The 16,915-nt window shown below is 53.0% G+C and carries 21 protein-coding genes and 1 riboswitch; of the genes, 10 read left to right on the top strand and 11 right to left on the bottom strand.

Translation table 11 applies throughout. The features are described from left to right. The 9 genes from B3P58_RS12630 to B3P58_RS12590 form a co-directional block, all read right to left on the bottom strand. The coding region (locus B3P58_RS12630; RefSeq protein ID WP_286717882.1) for a UUP1 family membrane protein at positions 1-422 on the bottom strand (422 nt) is incomplete at its 3' end. Between the two features lie 17 nt (positions 423-439). Further along, positions 440-1,468 (bottom strand): ATP-dependent zinc protease, encoded by a 1,029-nt coding sequence (locus tag B3P58_RS12625; protein WP_230330427.1) that lies wholly within the window; start codon positions 1,466-1,468, stop codon positions 440-442. Between the two features lie 229 nt (positions 1,469-1,697). Next, complete coding sequence (gene bfr, locus B3P58_RS12620) at positions 1,698-2,168, bottom strand: bacterioferritin (RefSeq protein WP_145470034.1); 471 nt, start codon at positions 2,166-2,168, stop codon at positions 1,698-1,700. Between the two features lie 13 nt (positions 2,169-2,181). Next, entirely contained in the window at positions 2,182-2,646 is a 465-nt protein-coding gene (bfr, locus tag B3P58_RS12615; RefSeq protein WP_145470033.1) for a bacterioferritin, read from the bottom strand. A 167-nt stretch (positions 2,647-2,813) separates the two neighbouring features. After that, the gene (locus tag B3P58_RS12610) at positions 2,814-3,296 is read right to left on the bottom strand and encodes a DUF2947 domain-containing protein (protein WP_145470032.1); all 483 of its coding nucleotides are present in this window, start codon (positions 3,294-3,296) and stop codon (positions 2,814-2,816) included. A 99-nt stretch (positions 3,297-3,395) separates the two neighbouring features. Continuing rightward, positions 3,396-4,670: a sensor domain-containing diguanylate cyclase gene (locus tag B3P58_RS12605; RefSeq protein ID WP_230330426.1), complete on the bottom strand. Its 1,275-nt coding sequence runs from the start codon at positions 4,668-4,670 to the stop codon at positions 3,396-3,398. A 142-nt stretch (positions 4,671-4,812) separates the two neighbouring features. Continuing rightward, entirely contained in the window at positions 4,813-6,216 is a 1,404-nt protein-coding gene (gene thrC / locus B3P58_RS12600; protein WP_225690970.1) for a threonine synthase, read from the bottom strand. Between the two features lie 123 nt (positions 6,217-6,339). Further along, positions 6,340-6,843: a DUF3087 domain-containing protein gene (locus tag B3P58_RS12595; RefSeq protein ID WP_230330425.1), complete on the bottom strand. Its 504-nt coding sequence runs from the start codon at positions 6,841-6,843 to the stop codon at positions 6,340-6,342. A 2-nt stretch (positions 6,844-6,845) separates the two neighbouring features. Next, the gene (locus tag B3P58_RS12590) at positions 6,846-7,199 is read right to left on the bottom strand and encodes an ArsR/SmtB family transcription factor (protein WP_225690930.1); all 354 of its coding nucleotides are present in this window, start codon (positions 7,197-7,199) and stop codon (positions 6,846-6,848) included. Between the two features lie 185 nt (positions 7,200-7,384). On the opposite strand from B3P58_RS12590, the gene B3P58_RS12585 reads away from it, so the two are divergent. Next, positions 7,385-8,167, top strand: a complete 783-nt coding sequence (locus tag B3P58_RS12585; RefSeq protein ID WP_230330424.1) for an SDR family NAD(P)-dependent oxidoreductase — start codon at positions 7,385-7,387, stop codon at positions 8,165-8,167. Here B3P58_RS12585 and B3P58_RS12580 read toward each other — a convergent pair. Next, on the bottom strand, positions 8,164-8,673 hold the full coding sequence (locus B3P58_RS12580) for an NUDIX domain-containing protein (RefSeq protein WP_230330423.1): 510 nt from the start codon (positions 8,671-8,673) through the stop codon (positions 8,164-8,166). The genes B3P58_RS12585 and B3P58_RS12580 overlap by 4 nt on opposite strands. Positions 8,674-8,919: 246 nt before the next feature. Here B3P58_RS12580 and B3P58_RS12575 point away from each other — a divergent pair, with 246 nt between their 5' ends. The 5 genes from B3P58_RS12575 to B3P58_RS12555 all read left to right on the top strand — a co-directional run bounded on the left by B3P58_RS12575 (position 8,920) and on the right by B3P58_RS12555 (position 12,426). After that, positions 8,920-9,543, top strand: coding sequence for a TetR/AcrR family transcriptional regulator (locus B3P58_RS12575; protein WP_230330422.1), 624 nt, complete (start codon positions 8,920-8,922; stop codon positions 9,541-9,543). 63 nt (positions 9,544-9,606) lie between these two features. Beyond that, the gene (locus B3P58_RS12570; protein ID WP_230330421.1) at positions 9,607-10,734 is read left to right on the top strand and encodes an NADH:flavin oxidoreductase; all 1,128 of its coding nucleotides are present in this window, start codon (positions 9,607-9,609) and stop codon (positions 10,732-10,734) included. Positions 10,735-10,899: 165 nt separating this feature from the next. Beyond that, positions 10,900-11,316 (top strand): GFA family protein, encoded by a 417-nt coding sequence (locus tag B3P58_RS12565; RefSeq protein ID WP_145470024.1) that lies wholly within the window; start codon positions 10,900-10,902, stop codon positions 11,314-11,316. Between the two features lie 154 nt (positions 11,317-11,470). Beyond that, a complete protein-coding gene (locus B3P58_RS12560; RefSeq protein WP_230330420.1) occupies positions 11,471-12,169 on the top strand; it encodes a glycine-rich domain-containing protein in 699 nt (232 codons plus the stop codon). Positions 12,170-12,213: 44 nt separating this feature from the next. Further along, a complete protein-coding gene (locus B3P58_RS12555; RefSeq protein ID WP_230330419.1) occupies positions 12,214-12,426 on the top strand; it encodes a hypothetical protein in 213 nt (70 codons plus the stop codon). Here the strand turns inward: B3P58_RS12555 and B3P58_RS12550 are convergent. Then, entirely contained in the window at positions 12,356-13,330 is a 975-nt protein-coding gene (locus tag B3P58_RS12550; protein ID WP_230330418.1) for a DMT family transporter, read from the bottom strand. The two genes, B3P58_RS12555 and B3P58_RS12550, sit on opposite strands and share 71 nt — an antisense overlap. Before the next feature lie 249 nt (positions 13,331-13,579). Then, positions 13,580-13,692: riboswitch (guanidine-I (ykkC/yxkD leader) on the top strand. Between the two features lie 76 nt (positions 13,693-13,768). Between B3P58_RS12550 and B3P58_RS12545 the strand changes: the two genes are divergently transcribed. From B3P58_RS12545 to B3P58_RS12530, 4 genes are read left to right on the top strand one after another with little or no spacing between them, the layout of a single operon-like run. After that, positions 13,769-14,581, top strand: a complete 813-nt coding sequence (locus tag B3P58_RS12545) for an ABC transporter permease (protein WP_145470020.1) — start codon at positions 13,769-13,771, stop codon at positions 14,579-14,581. Positions 14,582-14,626: 45 nt separating this feature from the next. Further along, the gene (locus tag B3P58_RS12540) at positions 14,627-15,490 is read left to right on the top strand and encodes an ABC transporter ATP-binding protein (RefSeq protein ID WP_230330417.1); all 864 of its coding nucleotides are present in this window, start codon (positions 14,627-14,629) and stop codon (positions 15,488-15,490) included. A 22-nt stretch (positions 15,491-15,512) separates the two neighbouring features. Continuing rightward, a complete protein-coding gene (locus tag B3P58_RS12535) occupies positions 15,513-16,268 on the top strand; it encodes an urea amidolyase associated protein UAAP1 (RefSeq protein ID WP_230330416.1) in 756 nt (251 codons plus the stop codon). Between the two features lie 11 nt (positions 16,269-16,279). Beyond that, positions 16,280-16,915 (top strand): urea amidolyase associated protein UAAP2, encoded by a 636-nt coding sequence (locus B3P58_RS12530; protein ID WP_230330415.1) that lies wholly within the window; start codon positions 16,280-16,282, stop codon positions 16,913-16,915.

Here is a 16,915-nt window from a genome sequence, read left to right as displayed (position 1 = left end):
GGCCAGCTGACCGGATCGATTGCCGGTGGCGGCAGATCGGCACCGGACTGCATCTGGCTGACCAGAATTTCGGCACGATAAAACAGTTCCTGTTTCCCTTTGGCACCACGCACGGTCCACTCGGCACGGGGTTCATCACTGTCCATAAAATTCAGACCATAACCTGGTGATGCACCGGCTTCTTTTAATACGGTAAAGCCATCCTGTGCTGACGGACGAGCCATCGATACTTTGACCGGCCCGCCATGCGCATTAAATTCGACCTTGGCTTCCACCGACCAGATGGTCTGGGTTTCGCCATACACCAGCGGTACTTCATACATCCAGTGACGATGCAATGTCAGTACGATACCGACCACCAGTAAAAAACCAACCAGCAGAAAAAAAGGCGCGCGGGAAAATGACAGGGATCGGATGTTCATAATATTAGCATCGCAGGCTACGGTGTGTTGGGAGCCGGTTCAGCGTTCACCGGAGGTTCTGCAGTGGCCGGCTTGCTGCCATCCACAGCATCTGCCGCCGGGGCTGAGGTACTGTTTTCAGGAACGGCTTTTATCGGCGTTTTAACATCCGGCTCCGCTGCTTTCTTTTTCAATTCAGCCGGTTCGCTTGTTGCGGGAGCGGTAGCCGCGGGCGGCGATTTTTTGGCCGGAGCAGCAGGCGGTGCTGTTACCGTTGGCGTTTTTGCTGATGGTACAGGCGCTTTTGTCACCGGTGCAGTATCCGGTACAAATTTGGCGTGCAGGAAGCGACGACCAACATCAATCAGGGTTACGTCACGTAAAAACTCACGGCCCAGCAAAATGGGATAGGTCATCTGTGAACGGTCAGTGAGGGTAAACTCGGTATCCTGCTGCAGCGCTGAACCAAGATTTACGGTCAGGGAGACCACCGGCCGGCGGTCTACTTCATCGCTGGAAGCCTGACGGATCAGCACATGACGCACCAGCGGTGCTTCGATCTCAATCGGCTCAGCCTCATCATCGTGCTGCAGCCAGAAACGCACCCAACGCTTACCATTGCGTTCAAAACGCACAACATTCACGGCACTCAGTGATGAAGTTGCCGCACCACTGTCAATTCGCGCCTGATAATGATGGCCTGGCGGAGACAGGTAAATCCATTCGCTGGCACCAATAATGGTTTTGCCATCCATCAGGGTCGCCGGAGCTTCCCGTGGTGGGCACTCAGCACCGGAAAAAGTCGGCGATGCGGCCGTCAGCGCCTGCAGTTGTTTATTCATACGGACCAGCTGTAAACGCTGACGACGAAGTTTGTCATCCAGCGCAGCAACGTCTGTACAGGCCGCAGCAGCAGGCGCCGGTTGAGCAACCGGCATCTTCTGATCCAGCAGTTGTTCAATGTCTGCCAATGTCAGTTCACGGTGTTCCCGGCCTGGCCAGACAGAACAACCCGAAGTGATCAGGGCAATACAAGCTATGAGGAAAAACGATGCCCGAGGGGGCATAACAACCTCCACCAACAGAGAAATGCGTGCGGCATTTAACCACAGAAAGCGGGGGAATCTGAACACAGGTACAACCTTTTACCGCGTTATTTACAGTGATACTGATTTATCCCCGGTTCAGAGCCAGGGCTCCTGCAGCAACAGATCAGGCGCATACGGCGGGGTTCGACCGGCACATAACAAAAAAGCTCCCGATGGGAGCTTTTTTGTGAGCAACAGGCTGTTCCGGTCAGGACATCTGCGACTGCAGATAGTTAGGCAGGCCGATTTTGTCGATCAGACCCAGCTGCTGTTCCAGCCAGTGAGTGTGATCGTTTTCGGTATCATCCAGCAGCACCTGCAGCATATCACGGGTCTGATAGTCCCGAACCTGTTCACACAGGGCCATGACTTCCCGCAGATCGACGATAACCTTGTACTCCAGATCAAGATCGCTCTTCAGCATTGCCGGTACGTCTTTACCGATATTCAGCGGCACCCGGGTCACCATATCAGGTGTCCCGCCCAGAAACAGAATGCGCTCAATGAGCTTTGAAGCGTGGCCCTTTTCATCTTCGAACTCGTGATCAATGCGCTCGTACAGTTTTTTCAGTCCCCAGTCATCGTACATACGGGAATGGATAAAATACTGATCCATGGCGCTTAATTCACCGGCCAATAACTCGTTTAATTTGGCAATAACCTGTGCGTTACCTTTCATATCCGGCCTCCTCTTACATCATGGACTGTTGATAATTTTCGATGCCAACCTGGGCAATCAGAGATTGCTGGGTTTCCAGCCAATCGAGGTATTCTTCTTCGTATTCCTGAATCTCTTCCAGCAGTTCGCGGCTAACGTAATCTTTAACCGATTCACAATAGGCAATGGCTTCTTTGAGGACTTCCAGCTGCTCGACAATCTGATCCAGATCGCACTGCAACATTTCGGCGGTATTTTCGCCAATGCGCAGACGATTCAGCTTCTGCAGATTAGGCAGACCTTCGAGAAATAAAATGCGTTCAATCAGTTTGTCGGCCTGTTTCATATCCTTGATGGATTTTTTGTAAGCCTTTTCATCCAGCTCAGAAAAACCCCAGTTTTTAAACATGCGGGCATGGAGAAAATACTGATTAATCGATGTGAGTTCGATGCTGAGAATCTGATTCAGATACTCGTTTACTTTGACGTCACCCTTCATGGCCGCGCTCCTTAAAAACTGAATAAACCAGTCTATGAATTAGCGCCGGGCTGCGCAAGCTTTAGGGCACTGAATGATTCAGAGGTGCCCTGGCCGTAAGAAGACAATATAAATGACTTCGATTATTACCTGCATTGGTAACAAGCGAACGGACGGCCACTGTGAGCTCAGTGGTCCGCCGGTTTGGTGCCGATATGGAAGCTGCCATCGGAGTGAAACTGTATAACCTGCGAGCGTTTTTTCCCTAACAGAAAAGGTTCGTCGTCGTAGAATAAAAAATTCTTCCAGTAACGGCGGAATATTTTCCAGCTGGTCTGCACCACATGCTCGGAGTGATAGCAGAAATACACCACCGTATTGTCGTCCCAGCTTAAATGCGCAGCAATCAGCTCAGGTAATTCATTGCTGTCACTGTCCCAGCATGTCTGCCAGTCGCCCTGCTCTGCCCAGACGCCATTACGTGCCGGCCAGTCATCACCCAGAAAGTGGCTGGCATGGGTCGCTTCTTTACTGATGTTCTGGCGCCAGAACTGCAAGGCTGCCACGGCAGTCAGCGGTTTGATATGTTCCAGATCTTCTGCAGCCACGGGTAACTCCCGATGGCGGAAAATCCAGCCTTGTTTGTAATCCGGCCAGGCAAGGTAATTCATACAGACTCACAGCGTAAAAGAGCCATAAGGGTAACATTTTCAACGGCAACTGCGGAATTGATCCGCGGGAATTATCGCATGACCACTGAGCGGCAGGGCTCAGCCAATAATGCGGTTACGGCCCAGCGATTTGGCACGGTACAGCGCTTTATCGGCACTCTGCACCAGATTTTTGATACTTTTTCCATGTTCAGGACAAGCCGCCAGACCCGCACTGACCGTCAGCGGGATACGACGGCCGGATGCTTTAAGGCTGGCATTTTCCAGTTGCTGGCGCAGCTCTTCACACACACTCAGACCAGCCGCAAGACTGGTATCCGGCATCAGCAACAGAAACTCCTCGCCTCCCCAGCGCATCAGAGTGTCACTCGCCCGCAGCCGTGAACGGAAGGTGTCAGATGCCAGTCGCAGTGCCCTGTCACCCACCTGATGTCCAAACTGGTCGTTGATGTTTTTAAAGGTATCCAGATCCAGTAAAGCAATCGTGAGCACGGTACGTTGCCGGATCGCCAGCTGTAACTGCTGTTCAAAGACCGCATAACCGGCACGGCGATTGAGCAGGCCGGTCAGTTCATCAATGGTCGCCAGTTCCCGCAACCGGACTTCCAGCTTTTTGTATTCATCAATATTGTGCACCATGCCCACCACCCGCAGTGCCCGGCCATTATCATCGCGGGCACAGACATAACCGCGGTCATGCACCCAGATATAGTCACCGTTGCGGGTTCGCAGACGGTATTCAATATCGTAAATATCCTGTTTACCGGAGACGTATTCTTCAGTGGCAACCAGAATACGTTCGGCATCCTCCGGATGCAGACTGTCTTGCCAGGTAAACAGGGTGTGCTGCACTTCGTAAGGGCCGTAACCCAGCATACGTTTAAGCTGAGGGGCATAAAACACGTCGTTGGTGGTCAGGTCCCAGTCCCAGATACCGTCCGAAGCTTCATTGAGTACAAACTGCATAATCGGCTCAAGATCATGCAGCGTTTTCTCGATTGCCTTGCGCTGGGTAATATCGCGGACCGATGACAACAGATATTCCGTACCATCCCAAACCACCACATGGCTGGAAACTTCTACCGGAAACTCACTGCCATCGGCGCGGATATGACGACCGGAAAAGACATAGTCAGGGTCTGAGCGGATTGCCTGTACGACCAGCTGCCAGTGAGCGAGGTCGCGGATATCCCGCTGCTGATCAAAGACCGTACGCTGCACCAGCTGCTCCCGGCTTAGCTTCTGCTGGCGGCCAGCTTCATCATTCACCGCCACAATTTCCGCCGTCTGCGGATTGACGATGTAAATGGCTTCTTTCAGCTGGTCGAATGCCTGCAGATAACCAAGCAGCTCCGGACCATATTCATGGCTCATATCAATACCTGTTCAGACGGTATTTCCGGCAGGACAATCCAAACCTTTGTCTCAAAGAATAGACCAATTGTGCCCCTGTACAGGAATGCCAGACATAAAAAAGGCCACTCAAGAGTGGCCTTCAGCAGCACCGTTTAAGGTATCAGTCCTTAAAGGTGTTTTTTGCGATAAAGCTTTGTACCGTTGCCAGATCAGCAGGCAGCACATTCAGGCGCTCTTCACGTTCCATCAGATCGGTCAGGTGATGCGGCAGTTTTGGCATATCGAAACCGGCACGCAGTACCGCTTCTTCAAACTTAACCGGATGCGCAGTTCCCAGAGTGATCATCGGAATGTTCTGGTTACGACGGCACTCGCGCGCAGCTTTCACGCCGATGGCGGTGTGCGGATCAAGCAGATATCCGGTTTCACCGAAGACTTCCTGCATAGTGGCGACAGTCATATCTTCACTGACTGCATAGCTGTCGAACAGTTCACGGGCTTTGGCCAGCTTATCTTCGTCCAGAGACACCACATCTTTTTTGGCGTTCATGCGTGCCATCAGATCAGCCAGTTTGGCACCGTCACGGTCATACAGATCGAACAGCAGACGCTCAAAGTTGCTGGATACCGCGATATCCATCGACGGCGTGATGGTGTGCTGCAGCGGATGTACTTCGTACTGATTCTTGCTCATCAGACGATGCAGAACATCGTTGCTGTTGGTGGCGATGATCAGCTGTTCAACCGGCAGGCCCATTTTCTTCGCCATGTAACCGGCGAAAATATCACCGAAGTTACCGGTTGGAACGGAATACGCCATCGGACGCAGCGGGCCACCCAGGTTCAGTGCGGAATAGAAGTAGTAAACGATCTGCGCCATGATGCGCGCCCAGTTGATGCTGTTTACGGCTACCAGTTTGCGCTCACCACGCAGGAACTGCTGGTCGCCAAAGCTGGCTTTAACCATGTCCTGCGCCTGATCGAAGTTACCTTCGATGGCGATATTGAAGATGTTGTCACCTTTAACCGTGGTCATCTGGCGACGCTGAACTTCAGACACCTTGCCGTGCGGGTGCAGAATAAAGATGTCGACGTTACGACAGGCTTTGGTGCCTTCAATCGCAGCAGAACCGGTATCGCCAGAGGTGGCCCCCATGATCACCACTTTCTCGTGGCGGCGTTCCAGCACGTAATCCAGCAGGCGACCCAGCAATTGCAGAGCAAAGTCTTTGAATGCCAGCGTCGGGCCGTGGAACAGTTCCAGTACGTATTCGTTGTGGTCAATCTGCTGCAGCGGAGCAACCGCTTTATGACCGAAGCCTGAATACACCTCATTCAGCATTTTCTGTAATGCGGCGGAATCCACACAGCCTTCCACGAACGGGTAAATCACCTTGTGTGCCAGTTCGGTGTACGGCAGGTCACGCCAGGATTCGATCTCTTCGAGGGAGAATTGCGGTACGTCTTTCGGCACATATAAGCCGCCGTCGGTGGCCAGGCCGGTCAGCAGTACGTCTTCAAAGGTCAGTTCCGGCGCATTACCGCGGGTAGAAATGTATTTCATCATGGGCGAAAGCCTGCGTGTCTTCCAAAGGTATGAAAAGGGGTGTGTAAAAAATGCGCGTAGTTTACATGGTTAAGGCCGCCGCTGCATCTTGCCTGCGGCCTGTTTACCGACAACGGCCGGCTACAGCTGCTCAAGCAGCTCCGGGCGGTAATCATCCACGCTCGGCGTCAGTCCCAGTCGCTCAATCTGCTTCTCCAGCTGGGCAATCTGAGTGTTCAGTTCATCCATGGTCAGCGTGTTGTCTTCCAGCTGGTGCAGATGCTTTGAACCGTGCAGGAAATAGTACTGGATGGTCACCGCCAGCGGGTTATCAGCCTCCAGCGCCGCATTCAGCTTTGCACTGGCCCGGTAAATCCGGTTCAGCGCCTGCTTCAGGCGCCAGACGTACATCACTTCAGTCAGTGCCGGATGATCTTTAAAGCGGTTAATCAGCACCGCAATCACGATGGCGGCGGTTGCCACACCCGCCGCATTGAGCCAGAAATTGGACTCTGCACCGCCCCACAGGGCGATATATAACGTTGAAAACCCCAGCGACAGAACCAGCAGCGTCGCGACCAGTGCCGCCTGAAAACGGTTCAGATGTTTTTTAAAGCGGGCCTTATCAATATTCTCAAGTTTCATGCTTACTCCTGCGACGACAGCGGACGAAAGAAATCGCCCAGCTCGCGGTATAAATCTTCGTTTAAAAAGCAGGACACATATTTGCCCTGTTTTTCGACCCGGATCAGTCCTGCATCCACCAGCGCTTTTACATGATGAGAGACGGTCGGCGCGCCAATGCTGAGTTTGCTGATAAAGTCGGCGACACCACAGCCAGCTACCGGGGCCGGTAAGCCCGTGCGGCTGTGCTCTGTTAAGGGCTGTTCCGCCTGATGATGACGCACAACTTCCAGGTACATCTGCAAACGGTTGGGATGAGCCAGTGCTTTAAAGGCATCGGCCAGCAGGTTCACCCCTTTATCGGTCAGTCGGCACATAGATTCACTGTGAACATCCGGAAAGTGGGCGGCAGTGTACTTCAGCCTCCGTCGTTTTAACACGATGGCAGGATAACACTTTGACAATGATCAAACTGTTTCTTAGCATCCGGTCAGTTCGACAATCGTCAAACTATAAACAGCCGCAAAACAAAAATAACCGTATCAGCCAACGGAGTTCTGCCATGCGCACCTTCCATAACAAAACCGCTCTGATTACCGGTGCCTCCAGTGGCATTGGCGAATCCTTTGCCCGCCAGCTGGCCGCCGCCGGTTGCCATCTGATTCTGGTGGCACGACGCGAAGACAAATTACTGGCGTTAAAACAGGAGCTGGAGCACAGCGCCGGCATCCGCGTGCAGGTGATCAGCCAGGATCTGGCTCAACCCGGCTCGGCCACAGAGCTGTTTAATAAAACCCAGACACTGCAGCTGCCCGTCGACCTGCTGATTAATAACGCCGGTTTTGCCCAGCATGGCTATCTGCTGGACGTGCCGATGCCGGTTCACAGCCAGATGATTCAGCTGATGGTCACCACCCTGACCGAGCTGACCTGGCTGTACGCCGCCGATATGAAACAACGCGGCGGCGGCCATATTCTGCTGGTGTCATCCCTGCTCGGCTTCTTACCCGGCCCGCAGTTTGCCAGCTACGCCGGCAGCAAAGCCTATGTACTCAACTTTGCCGAATCGCTGGCGCGGGAACTGCGCCCGCACAAAATTCACATCAGCGCTCTCTGCCCCGGCGGTACGGCCACCGAGTTTATGGATGTATCCGGACAGAAGATTGAAGGCCTGCGCACCCTCGCCATTATGAGCAGCGATTCAGTCGCACGCGCCGGTCTGAAAGGCGTGATAAAAGGCAGGGCCAGCGTTGTCCCCGGGCTGCTGTATAAAGCCTCGGTGTTTGGCATCCGCTTTATTCCGCGACAGCTGCAGGCCATTTTCGGCGAAGCGGCAACGCGCTAAGCGTTGCTGTTCTGCTGATCCAGCCATGCCTGAACGGCAGGGCCTGTGCCTATGGGCCAGGCCTTCAGCTTATTAATCGCAATGTGCTTATAGGCAGCCAGCTCGCTGGTATCCATCACGATTTCCCCTTCGGCGTGCACCTCATACACCAGCAACAGCTGGTTGGCCTGAGCGAAGGGGTAATGACCCAGAAAACGAACGGCGGTACTGCTGAGCCCCAACTCTTCTTTAATCTCGCGCACAATACCCTGCTCCGGCGTTTCACCAGACTCCACAAAACCACTGACCAGCGCCAGCATCCCCTCCGGCCAACCGACATTATTCACCAGCAGTACATGCTCTTGCGTCTCTGGCTGCGGACGGTGCAGAACAATTGCCGCAACCACCGGAACCGGGTTATTCCAGTGGATAAACCCACAGCCAATCCGCACGCAGACCCGTCGCTGATCCACCTTCCCGGGTTGCAACTCAGCCGCACAATGCGGGCAATAACGAAATTCCGGCATTCTGTTTTCTCCTGAAACATCAATGTAACGCTGCGATGAAATGCTGAAACGAAACGCAGCAAAACCGGCGCCACGCACATCCCACGTTTCCCCAGTTATAACTGCTTAAACCTGACAGCAACATGAACCGTTGCAAAAAGCAGTGGCTATCTGCCGACTTCTGGCACAAATGCCTCCTGCAAGCCTACCTACCAGTAGGTAGGCTAATCACTGTCGATACCAACAAACGCCCAGAGCGATGCCGCAATGACCACAAAATCTGCCAATGCCCGCCAGACCCGTCAGCAGCTGATTGATGTTGGCGCTGACCTGCTCTGCCGCCGTGGTTATACCGGCTTCAGCTATCAGGATCTGGCGCGCGAACTGGGCATCAGCAAACCCAGCGTGCATCACCACTTCGCACAGAAAGCCGACCTTGGCCTGGCACTGTGTGACTGGACCGAACAATGGCTGCGTGACGGTTTCGCGCACTTTGATCAGCATGGGCAAAATGCACCGGACAAACTGCAGCGTTATCTGCGCGCCGCCGCCAAACATACCTTTAACGAACACAAACAGTGCCCGCTCAGTGCCCTGCACAGCGATCTGGCACAACTGCCGGATGCCATGCGCGCACGCCTGAGTGACCTAAGCCGGCTCGAAGTGGATTGGGTTGCTGCGGTGTTCAGCCAGGGGCTGGCAGACGGCGAGCTGCAGGCTCCGGCCACCGCCAATGCTCAGGAACTGGCACAATTATTTATTTTTGCCTGCAAAGGCGCGCTGTATTACGCCCGCCTGTTAGGGCGTGAACACTTTGAGCAGAGCATGTCGCTGCTGCTGCAACAATGGCTGCCGGAGGCACAAGCGGCGCAATCACGCACAACCCTTTAACAATTTCCGACAGCCTTTTAACCATTTCCGAAACAGTAAAAAACAGCCAACAGGAATACCGATATGAGCAATGTCCACGGCGCCGTCAGCGCCCTGTTTGAACCCATCACCCTCGGCCCGCTGCAACTGAGCAACCGTATTGTTATGGCTCCGATGACCCGCACCTACTCGCCGGGCAACGTTCCCAATGAGCTGGTCGCCGCCTACTACGCCCGCCGCGCCGAAAATGAAGTGGGTCTGATCATTACCGAAGGCACCTGTGTTGGCCATAAAGCCGCTAACGGCTATCCGCGTGTTCCTTTTATTTATGGTGAAGACGCACTGGCCGGCTGGAAAAAAGTGGTCGATGCAGTACACGCCAAAGGCGGCAAAATCGCTCCACAGCTGTGGCACGTTGGCGCCATCCGTAAAGAAGGCGTGGAACCTGATCCGTCAGTACCGGGTTACAGCCCGTCCGGTCTGGTCAAAGCCGGTAAAGAAAATGGCGTAGCCATGAGCAAAGAAGATATTCAGGAAGTGATTGAAGCCTTCGCTCAGGCGGCTGAAGATTCCAAACGCATTGGCTTTGATGCGGTGGAAGTACACGGCGCCCACGGTTATTTAATCGACCAGTTCTTCTGGGAAGGCTCTAACCAGCGTACTGACGAATACGGCGGTGATCTGGTTGCCCGTACCCGTTTCGCCTGCGAAATTGTCTCTGCCATCCGCGACCGTGTTGGCCCGGATTTCCCGATTATTTTCCGTTTCTCCCAGTGGAAACAGCAGGATTACAGCGCCCGTCTGTGTGAAACCCCGGAAGAACTGGAAGCTTTCCTCAAGCCACTGATCGAAGCCGGTGTCGATATTTTCCATTGCTCAACCCGCCGTTTCTGGGAAAAAGAATTCGCAGGTTCCGACCTGAATCTGGCCGGTTGGACCAAAAAAATCACCGGTAAGCCGGTGATTACCGTCGGTTCTGTTGGCCTGAATGCCAGCTTTATTGATGAAGACAAACGCGACATGGTTGACGCCTCCGGTGTTGCCACCGCCTCCATCGATGAACTTGGCCAGCGCATGGCGGCCGGTGAGTTTGAACTGGTGGCCGTTGGCCGTGCACTGCTGCAGGACCCTGAGTGGGTACTGAAAGTCAAAGCAGGCCGCTATGACGAACTGGAAGACTACGATAAAAAATCGTTAATGCAGCTGGTGTAAATACCACGCAGATAACACAGAACGGGCCTGATCAGGGCCCGTTTTTATTTCTGTCCGTTAATACGGGCAATAAAAACGCTTTTATATTTCCCCGCCAGCAACAGAGTAGGCATTTCCGCAACCATCTGGCATGCTGCTGTTTTTATCCATCCGGATTCCCGCAATATGCCTGCTTCTCATACCAGCTGCCTCTGTGGTGCAGTAAAAATAACCGCAACCAATATCAACCCTAAATTTACGGTATGCCACTGCCAATCCTGCCGCACCTGGGGAGGCGCGCCTTTCTTTGCTGTTCAGTGTGGTACAGAGGTTACATTCGAAGGCGAAGACAATGTGAAAATGTACCAGTCATCCGCCTGGGCATCTCGCGGATTCTGCAGCGAATGCGGCACTCACTTGTTTTATAAATTAAAAGAAAGCGGTGAATACAACATGCCCGTTGGCCTGTTTCCAAAGCTGGAAGGGTTGAAAATGGTGATGCAATATTTCAGTGATGCCCGGCCTGATTACTACTGTTTTTCAAATGAAACTCAGGAAATGACAACCGCTGAAATCATGGCGTTTTTTGCTGAAAAAATGTAACCGAACCACCAGTAACCAGCTCAGCAGCAATCCGCCCCCTGCGCCATCCTGCGCGTTGCTGACACAGCCAACCATCAGGCAGTGTCAGCATTGACCAGCGGCCGAAGCCCCGGCATAGTTCAGCCAACTTTTCAGGCTGTACGCAGGACGCTTTATGAACTGGATATTCAACAACCTCTTCAGCATTATTCTGGCCATTATTATTATCAGCCTGGGCTGGAAACTATGGCGTAAAATCGCCATTAAATTGCGTGCCCGGCATATACAGAATTATGCCTTTCCCGGCACCTTAAAACGCAAGGTGGCACAGCGCTACCCCCATCTGGACGAAGCTCAGTTGGCGCTGGTGATCGACGGATTACGTGAATATTTTCAGATCTGTAATATCGCCGGACGCAAACCCGTTGCCATGCCCTCGCAGGTGGTCGACCTCGCCTGGCATGAATTTATTCTGTTCACCCGAAAATATCAGGAATTCTGCCGTTCCGCTTTTGGCCGTTTTCTGCACCACACACCGGCCGAAGCCATGAGCACGCCAACCACCGCCGCCAACGGCATTAAACGCGCCTGGCGTATTGCCTGCGCCCGGGAATGGCTGTCAGCCAAACAGCCCAGCAAACTGCCGTTACTGTTTGCGCTTGATGCCCAGCTGAATATTGACGACGGATTTTTTTACCAGCTCAACTGTCAGATGGCAGCAACAGGCCCAAACAAGAAAACACAACACGACACAACGCCTTACTGTGCCAGCCATATTGGCTGCGCTTCCGGTTGCTCCGGCAGTGGCGGCTGTAGCGGCAGTTGCTCATCGGGCTCCGACAGTGGCTGCAGCAGCGGCTGTGGAGGAGATTAAACGAGAGTGATCAAACACTCACAATCACAACAAAGGATTCAAGCATGTTAACGGATACAACCGGGCTGTTTTTATCGCTGATTTTTGGCTCCATCGGTTTTGGTTATTTTATTTACGGTAAGCGCCAAAGCCATAAAATCGCACTGTGGAGCGGCGTTGCCCTGATGATTTACCCCTACTTTGTATCTAATCACTACGCCATGGTGATGACCGGAGTTGGCCTGATGCTGGTGCCCAGGTTTTTACGTCTGGACTAACCTCAGCACTCATACTGTCCAGCAATGCTGCGCTCATAATACAGATGCAACCCAGCCAGCCCCATACACTCAACTGCGCTTCTCCCAGCCACCAGGCCGTTAATACCGCGGTGACCAGTTCCATAATAATAATCAGCGACGAGCGGCTGGCAGGTAAATGACTGACTCCCCATTGCGACCCGAAAGACACCGCCAGAAGCCAGGTTGCACCGTACAGCATGGCCAGCCAAACGGCGCTTGCCGATACCTGCAACAGCTGATCGGCATTAACTGTACCTGCCTGCCAAAGCCAGCTCAGCAACATAAAAAATGCGGCTCCCAGCAACATACTTTCTGCTTTTAATACCAGCGCAACCTGCTGCCCTTTACGGAATAAAATATTATTCGCTGCATAGGTAAAGCCGGCAATCAGCCCCAGAGTATCGCCTGTTCCCCAGGGCGTTTTCAGTAAAGCCGCCTGCCAGTCGCTACCCGGCTGAATACCCGCAACCAGCACCACCCCCAGCAAAGCCAGTATAATCATCAGCGCTTTGCCGGCACTGACGGTCTCATGCAGAAATAATCGTCCAAGCAAGGTGCTCCACACAGGTAGCAGATAAAACAGCACCATCACCCGCACCACATTGCCTTCCAGCAGCGCCAGCGAAAAACTGGCATTGGCCAGACCACCGACCAGAAATATTCCTGCTAACAACGCTTTATTCTGCTGCCAGTGCGCCAGTACCCTGTGCCACTGACGCCACAGGATCACCGTGGTCAGAACACTGGCCACACTGTACGCCATTAGCAGCAGTAATGAATGACTGATTCCGGCGCTTTCAATAGCGTTCAGCGGTATCCAGGCACTGCCCCAGAGAACCGACGCCAGAAACAGCACCGCCGCAGGATTCAGAAATTCACGCATACATACTCCCCGAAGCACCAAAACAAAACATGCGGATAAAAACTGCCCTTAAATGCGGCATAATTTTCTGTTTCAGATTTATTGATACGTTTCTCGCCCGACAATTTAGGGCATTTCTGTATGCCCTGTGCGCAAAAATCATTCATTTCTGTGCTTTGTAAGAATTGGCACACCATTCGCAAATACCGTAGAGATGCGAAAACAATGGGGTGTTCTGCATCGCTCGCGGAATTGCTACACTGAGTTCCGTTAATAGGTCGCTAGGGTTCCGGTTTGTGTTGTTAAACACGAACGACTGGTCCGAGAGCAACCGACCTCAGCCGCGTGCGGGGGTTACACGGAGGGATAAAAGCCCGGGAGATCACTGGAACATTCGCTCAGGCCAGCCTGTGCAATGCCCCTTGTATCCGCTCCGTTAACCCGAACAGGAGTGCGCTTATGCGCCGGCTGATTAATCAGAGAATTTCCCGCCCACTGGCTTTTTTTCTGGGCGCCCTGCCCTTTATTATCGCCATCCTGCTCTATATGGCAGCCTCAACCGAGCGCCTGAGCGACAATCCGAACGACAAATTACTGCCCGCCTTCAGCACCATGGGCGACACGCTGCTGCGCATGGCGACCGAAGAAAATAAACGCAGCGGCGATATTCTGCTCTGGGTCGATACCCTCGCCAGCCTTGAACGTCTGGCCATGGGCGTTGGTATCAGCGCAACGATTGCTCTGCTGTTTGGTTTAACACTGGGCGCCCTGCCGCTGCTGCGCGCAAATTTATCACCCTTTACCACCGCCATCTCGATGGTGCCGCCCATGGCCCTGCTGCCGGTACTGTTTATTGTTTTCGGCCTCGGTGAAGTATCGAAAGTAGTGCTGATTGTGATTGGTATCACGCCGTATTTAATCCGCGAATTACAAAGCCGCGTGTCGGAACTGCCGACCGAACAGTGGATTAAGGCACAGACTCTGGGCGCCAACAGCTGGCAATTAATGTTGCGCATGGTGCTGCCGCAAATGCTGCCACGCCTGGTCGATGCGCTGCGCCTGTCGATGGGTGCTGCCTGGTTATTTTTAATTGCCGCCGAGGCCATCGCCTCAACCGAAGGGCTTGGCTACCGGATTTTTCTGGTACGCCGTTATATGGCAATGGACGTCATCCTGCCTTATGTGGTGTGGATCAGCCTGCTGGCAATTATTTCTGATCAGTTACTGAAGCAACTGAATCGCAAATTATTCCCTTGGTATCAGCCGCAATAAATGCACTGATCTTCAGACGCAGGATAACCATAAGGTGGAATATGTATGAGTTTTATCGAATTTAAAAAAGTCAGCAAAACCTACGGCGATCAGCCGGTGCTGGACAATATCAATCTGAGCGTTAAAAAAGGCGAATTTGTGACCATGGTCGGAGCATCCGGCTGCGGCAAATCGACCTTTCTGAAAATGCTCTCCGGTCAGGAAAGCGCCAGCAAAGGCCAGTGTCTGCTGGATGGTCAGCCATTAACCGACGAGCCCAGTGTCGACCGCGGTATTGTGTTCCAGAAATACTCGGTATTCCCCCATCTGAGCGTGCTGGACAATGTCATTCTCGGGCTGGAATTTGCCCAGAGTAAATTGCTGGCCCGCCTGTTTGGTAAAGCCCGCGCTCAGGCCAGAGAAAAAGCCATGAATCTGTTGCAGCGGGTAGGACTGCACAGCGCCGCCAATAAGTATCCACATGAACTTTCCGGTGGTATGCAGCAGCGTCTGGCCATTGCTCAGGCATTAATTAAAGAGCCAAAAATCCTGCTGCTGGATGAGCCCTTCGGCGCCCTTGATCCGGGTATCCGTGCCGATATGCACCAGTTAATTCTGGATTTATGGCAGCAGACCGGCACCACTATTTTTATGGTCACCCACGATATTGGTGAGGGCTTTTATCTCGGCAGCCGTTTATTGGTATTCGATAAAGTCCGCCACGACCCTATGGCTCCCAATGCCTGGGGGGCGACCATTACCTACGATTTAAAACTGAACCAGGCCAATCATGGCCAGCTGGCCAAAAGCGGCGACAGCGCTCAGGAACATTCTTTATACAACGATATTCAGCACTCCGTTCATGCCACAGCCCGTGTGCAGGACGAGGCAGGCCCAAGCATTGGAATAAGTACCGGAGTAGGTGCCTGAATAGGCGCCTGAAGGAGAACATATGACTCAGTTAAGCAAAAAACATCAGCAATTTTATCAGGGCGAGGCCGTTTATCAGGATACGCTGGGAGGCGGCTGCCACTGGTCGATGCGGGTAAAAAAAGGCACGGTCATCACCTTTACCGACCTGCACGGCGGCGCCAATCTTGGTCTGTTAATGTTTAACCCATACGACCTGCTGGAAAAGTACAACGCACCGGATACCTTAAAATGCCAGCATACCTTCAAGCTGACTCAGGGCCACTGTCTGTATTCCGATATGGGCCGTATTTTTGCCTCTGTTGTGGCCGATGACTGCGGCTGGCACGACACCGTCTGCGGCAATATTAATAAAGCCATGGTGGCAGAAAAATGGGGCATTAAAACCTATCAGGAAGCCCGTAATGGCTGGACACAGAACGGCTATGACAGCTTTCTGGTGGAATTCGCCAAATACGGTCTGTCACGCAAAGATATGGCCGCCAACCTCAATCTGTTCAGTCAGGTGCAGACCGATGATCTGGGTAATATGCGCTACATCGGCGATGCATCAAAGGCCGGCAATGCCATCACTTTACGTTTCGAAATGGACACCCTGCTGATCATGCACACCTGTCCGCATCCGTTAAGCAATGCCGCCGAATATCCTGTGCGGCCGGTGCATTACCATCTGGGCAGAGCCGCCGTCGTTGCCGGTGATGATGAGTGTAAAAATCACTGCGCAGAAAATCAGCGCGGTTTTCACAACAATTTTCTCTATAACTTCTGCGAAGCCTGAGGAGCCGTACCATGATTAAAGCAAGCACACTGCAGCCCCAGGATGCCAGTTTCCGCCAGACAGTACTGGCCGGTGACTATTTTATTCACCGCATCGAAGCCGGTCAGACCCTGCGTATTCTCGATCTGGAAGGTAATCAGGCCGCCGATACGCTGTTTTATAATGCCGATGATCCCAGTGAACGCTACAGCGCCACCGATACCATCCGCGCCCAGGGTAATGTGTATCTGACGGCAGGCTCGGTATTAATGACTAACGAAAACCGTCCGCTGCTGGAAATTGTCGCCGACACCTGTGGCCGGCATGACACCTTAGGCGGTGCCTGCGCCACCGAATCGAATACCGTGCGCTACAGTCTGGAAAAAAAGTGCATGCACGCCTGCCGTGACAGCTGGATGCTGGCTATTAACGAGCATGAAGAATACGGGCTGGATAAAGCCGATATTACCCACAATATTAATTTCTTTATGAATGTACCGGTCACCGCTGAAGGCGGACTGACCTTTGCCGATGGCATTTCCGATGCCGGCAAATATGTCGAGCTGAAAGCCCTGATGAACACCATCGTGCTGATATCCAACTGCCCGCAGCTGAACAACCCCTGCAATGCCTATAACCCGACACCGATTGAAGTGATTGTCTGGTAA

Origin of the sequence: Thalassolituus sp. UBA2009, from assembly GCF_002335285.1 — a bacterium.
In the GTDB taxonomy this organism is placed as follows: Bacteria; Pseudomonadota; Gammaproteobacteria; order Pseudomonadales; family Oceanobacteraceae; genus Venatoribacter; species Venatoribacter alkanivorans.
This window is presented reverse-complemented; position numbering and strand designations above follow the sequence as displayed.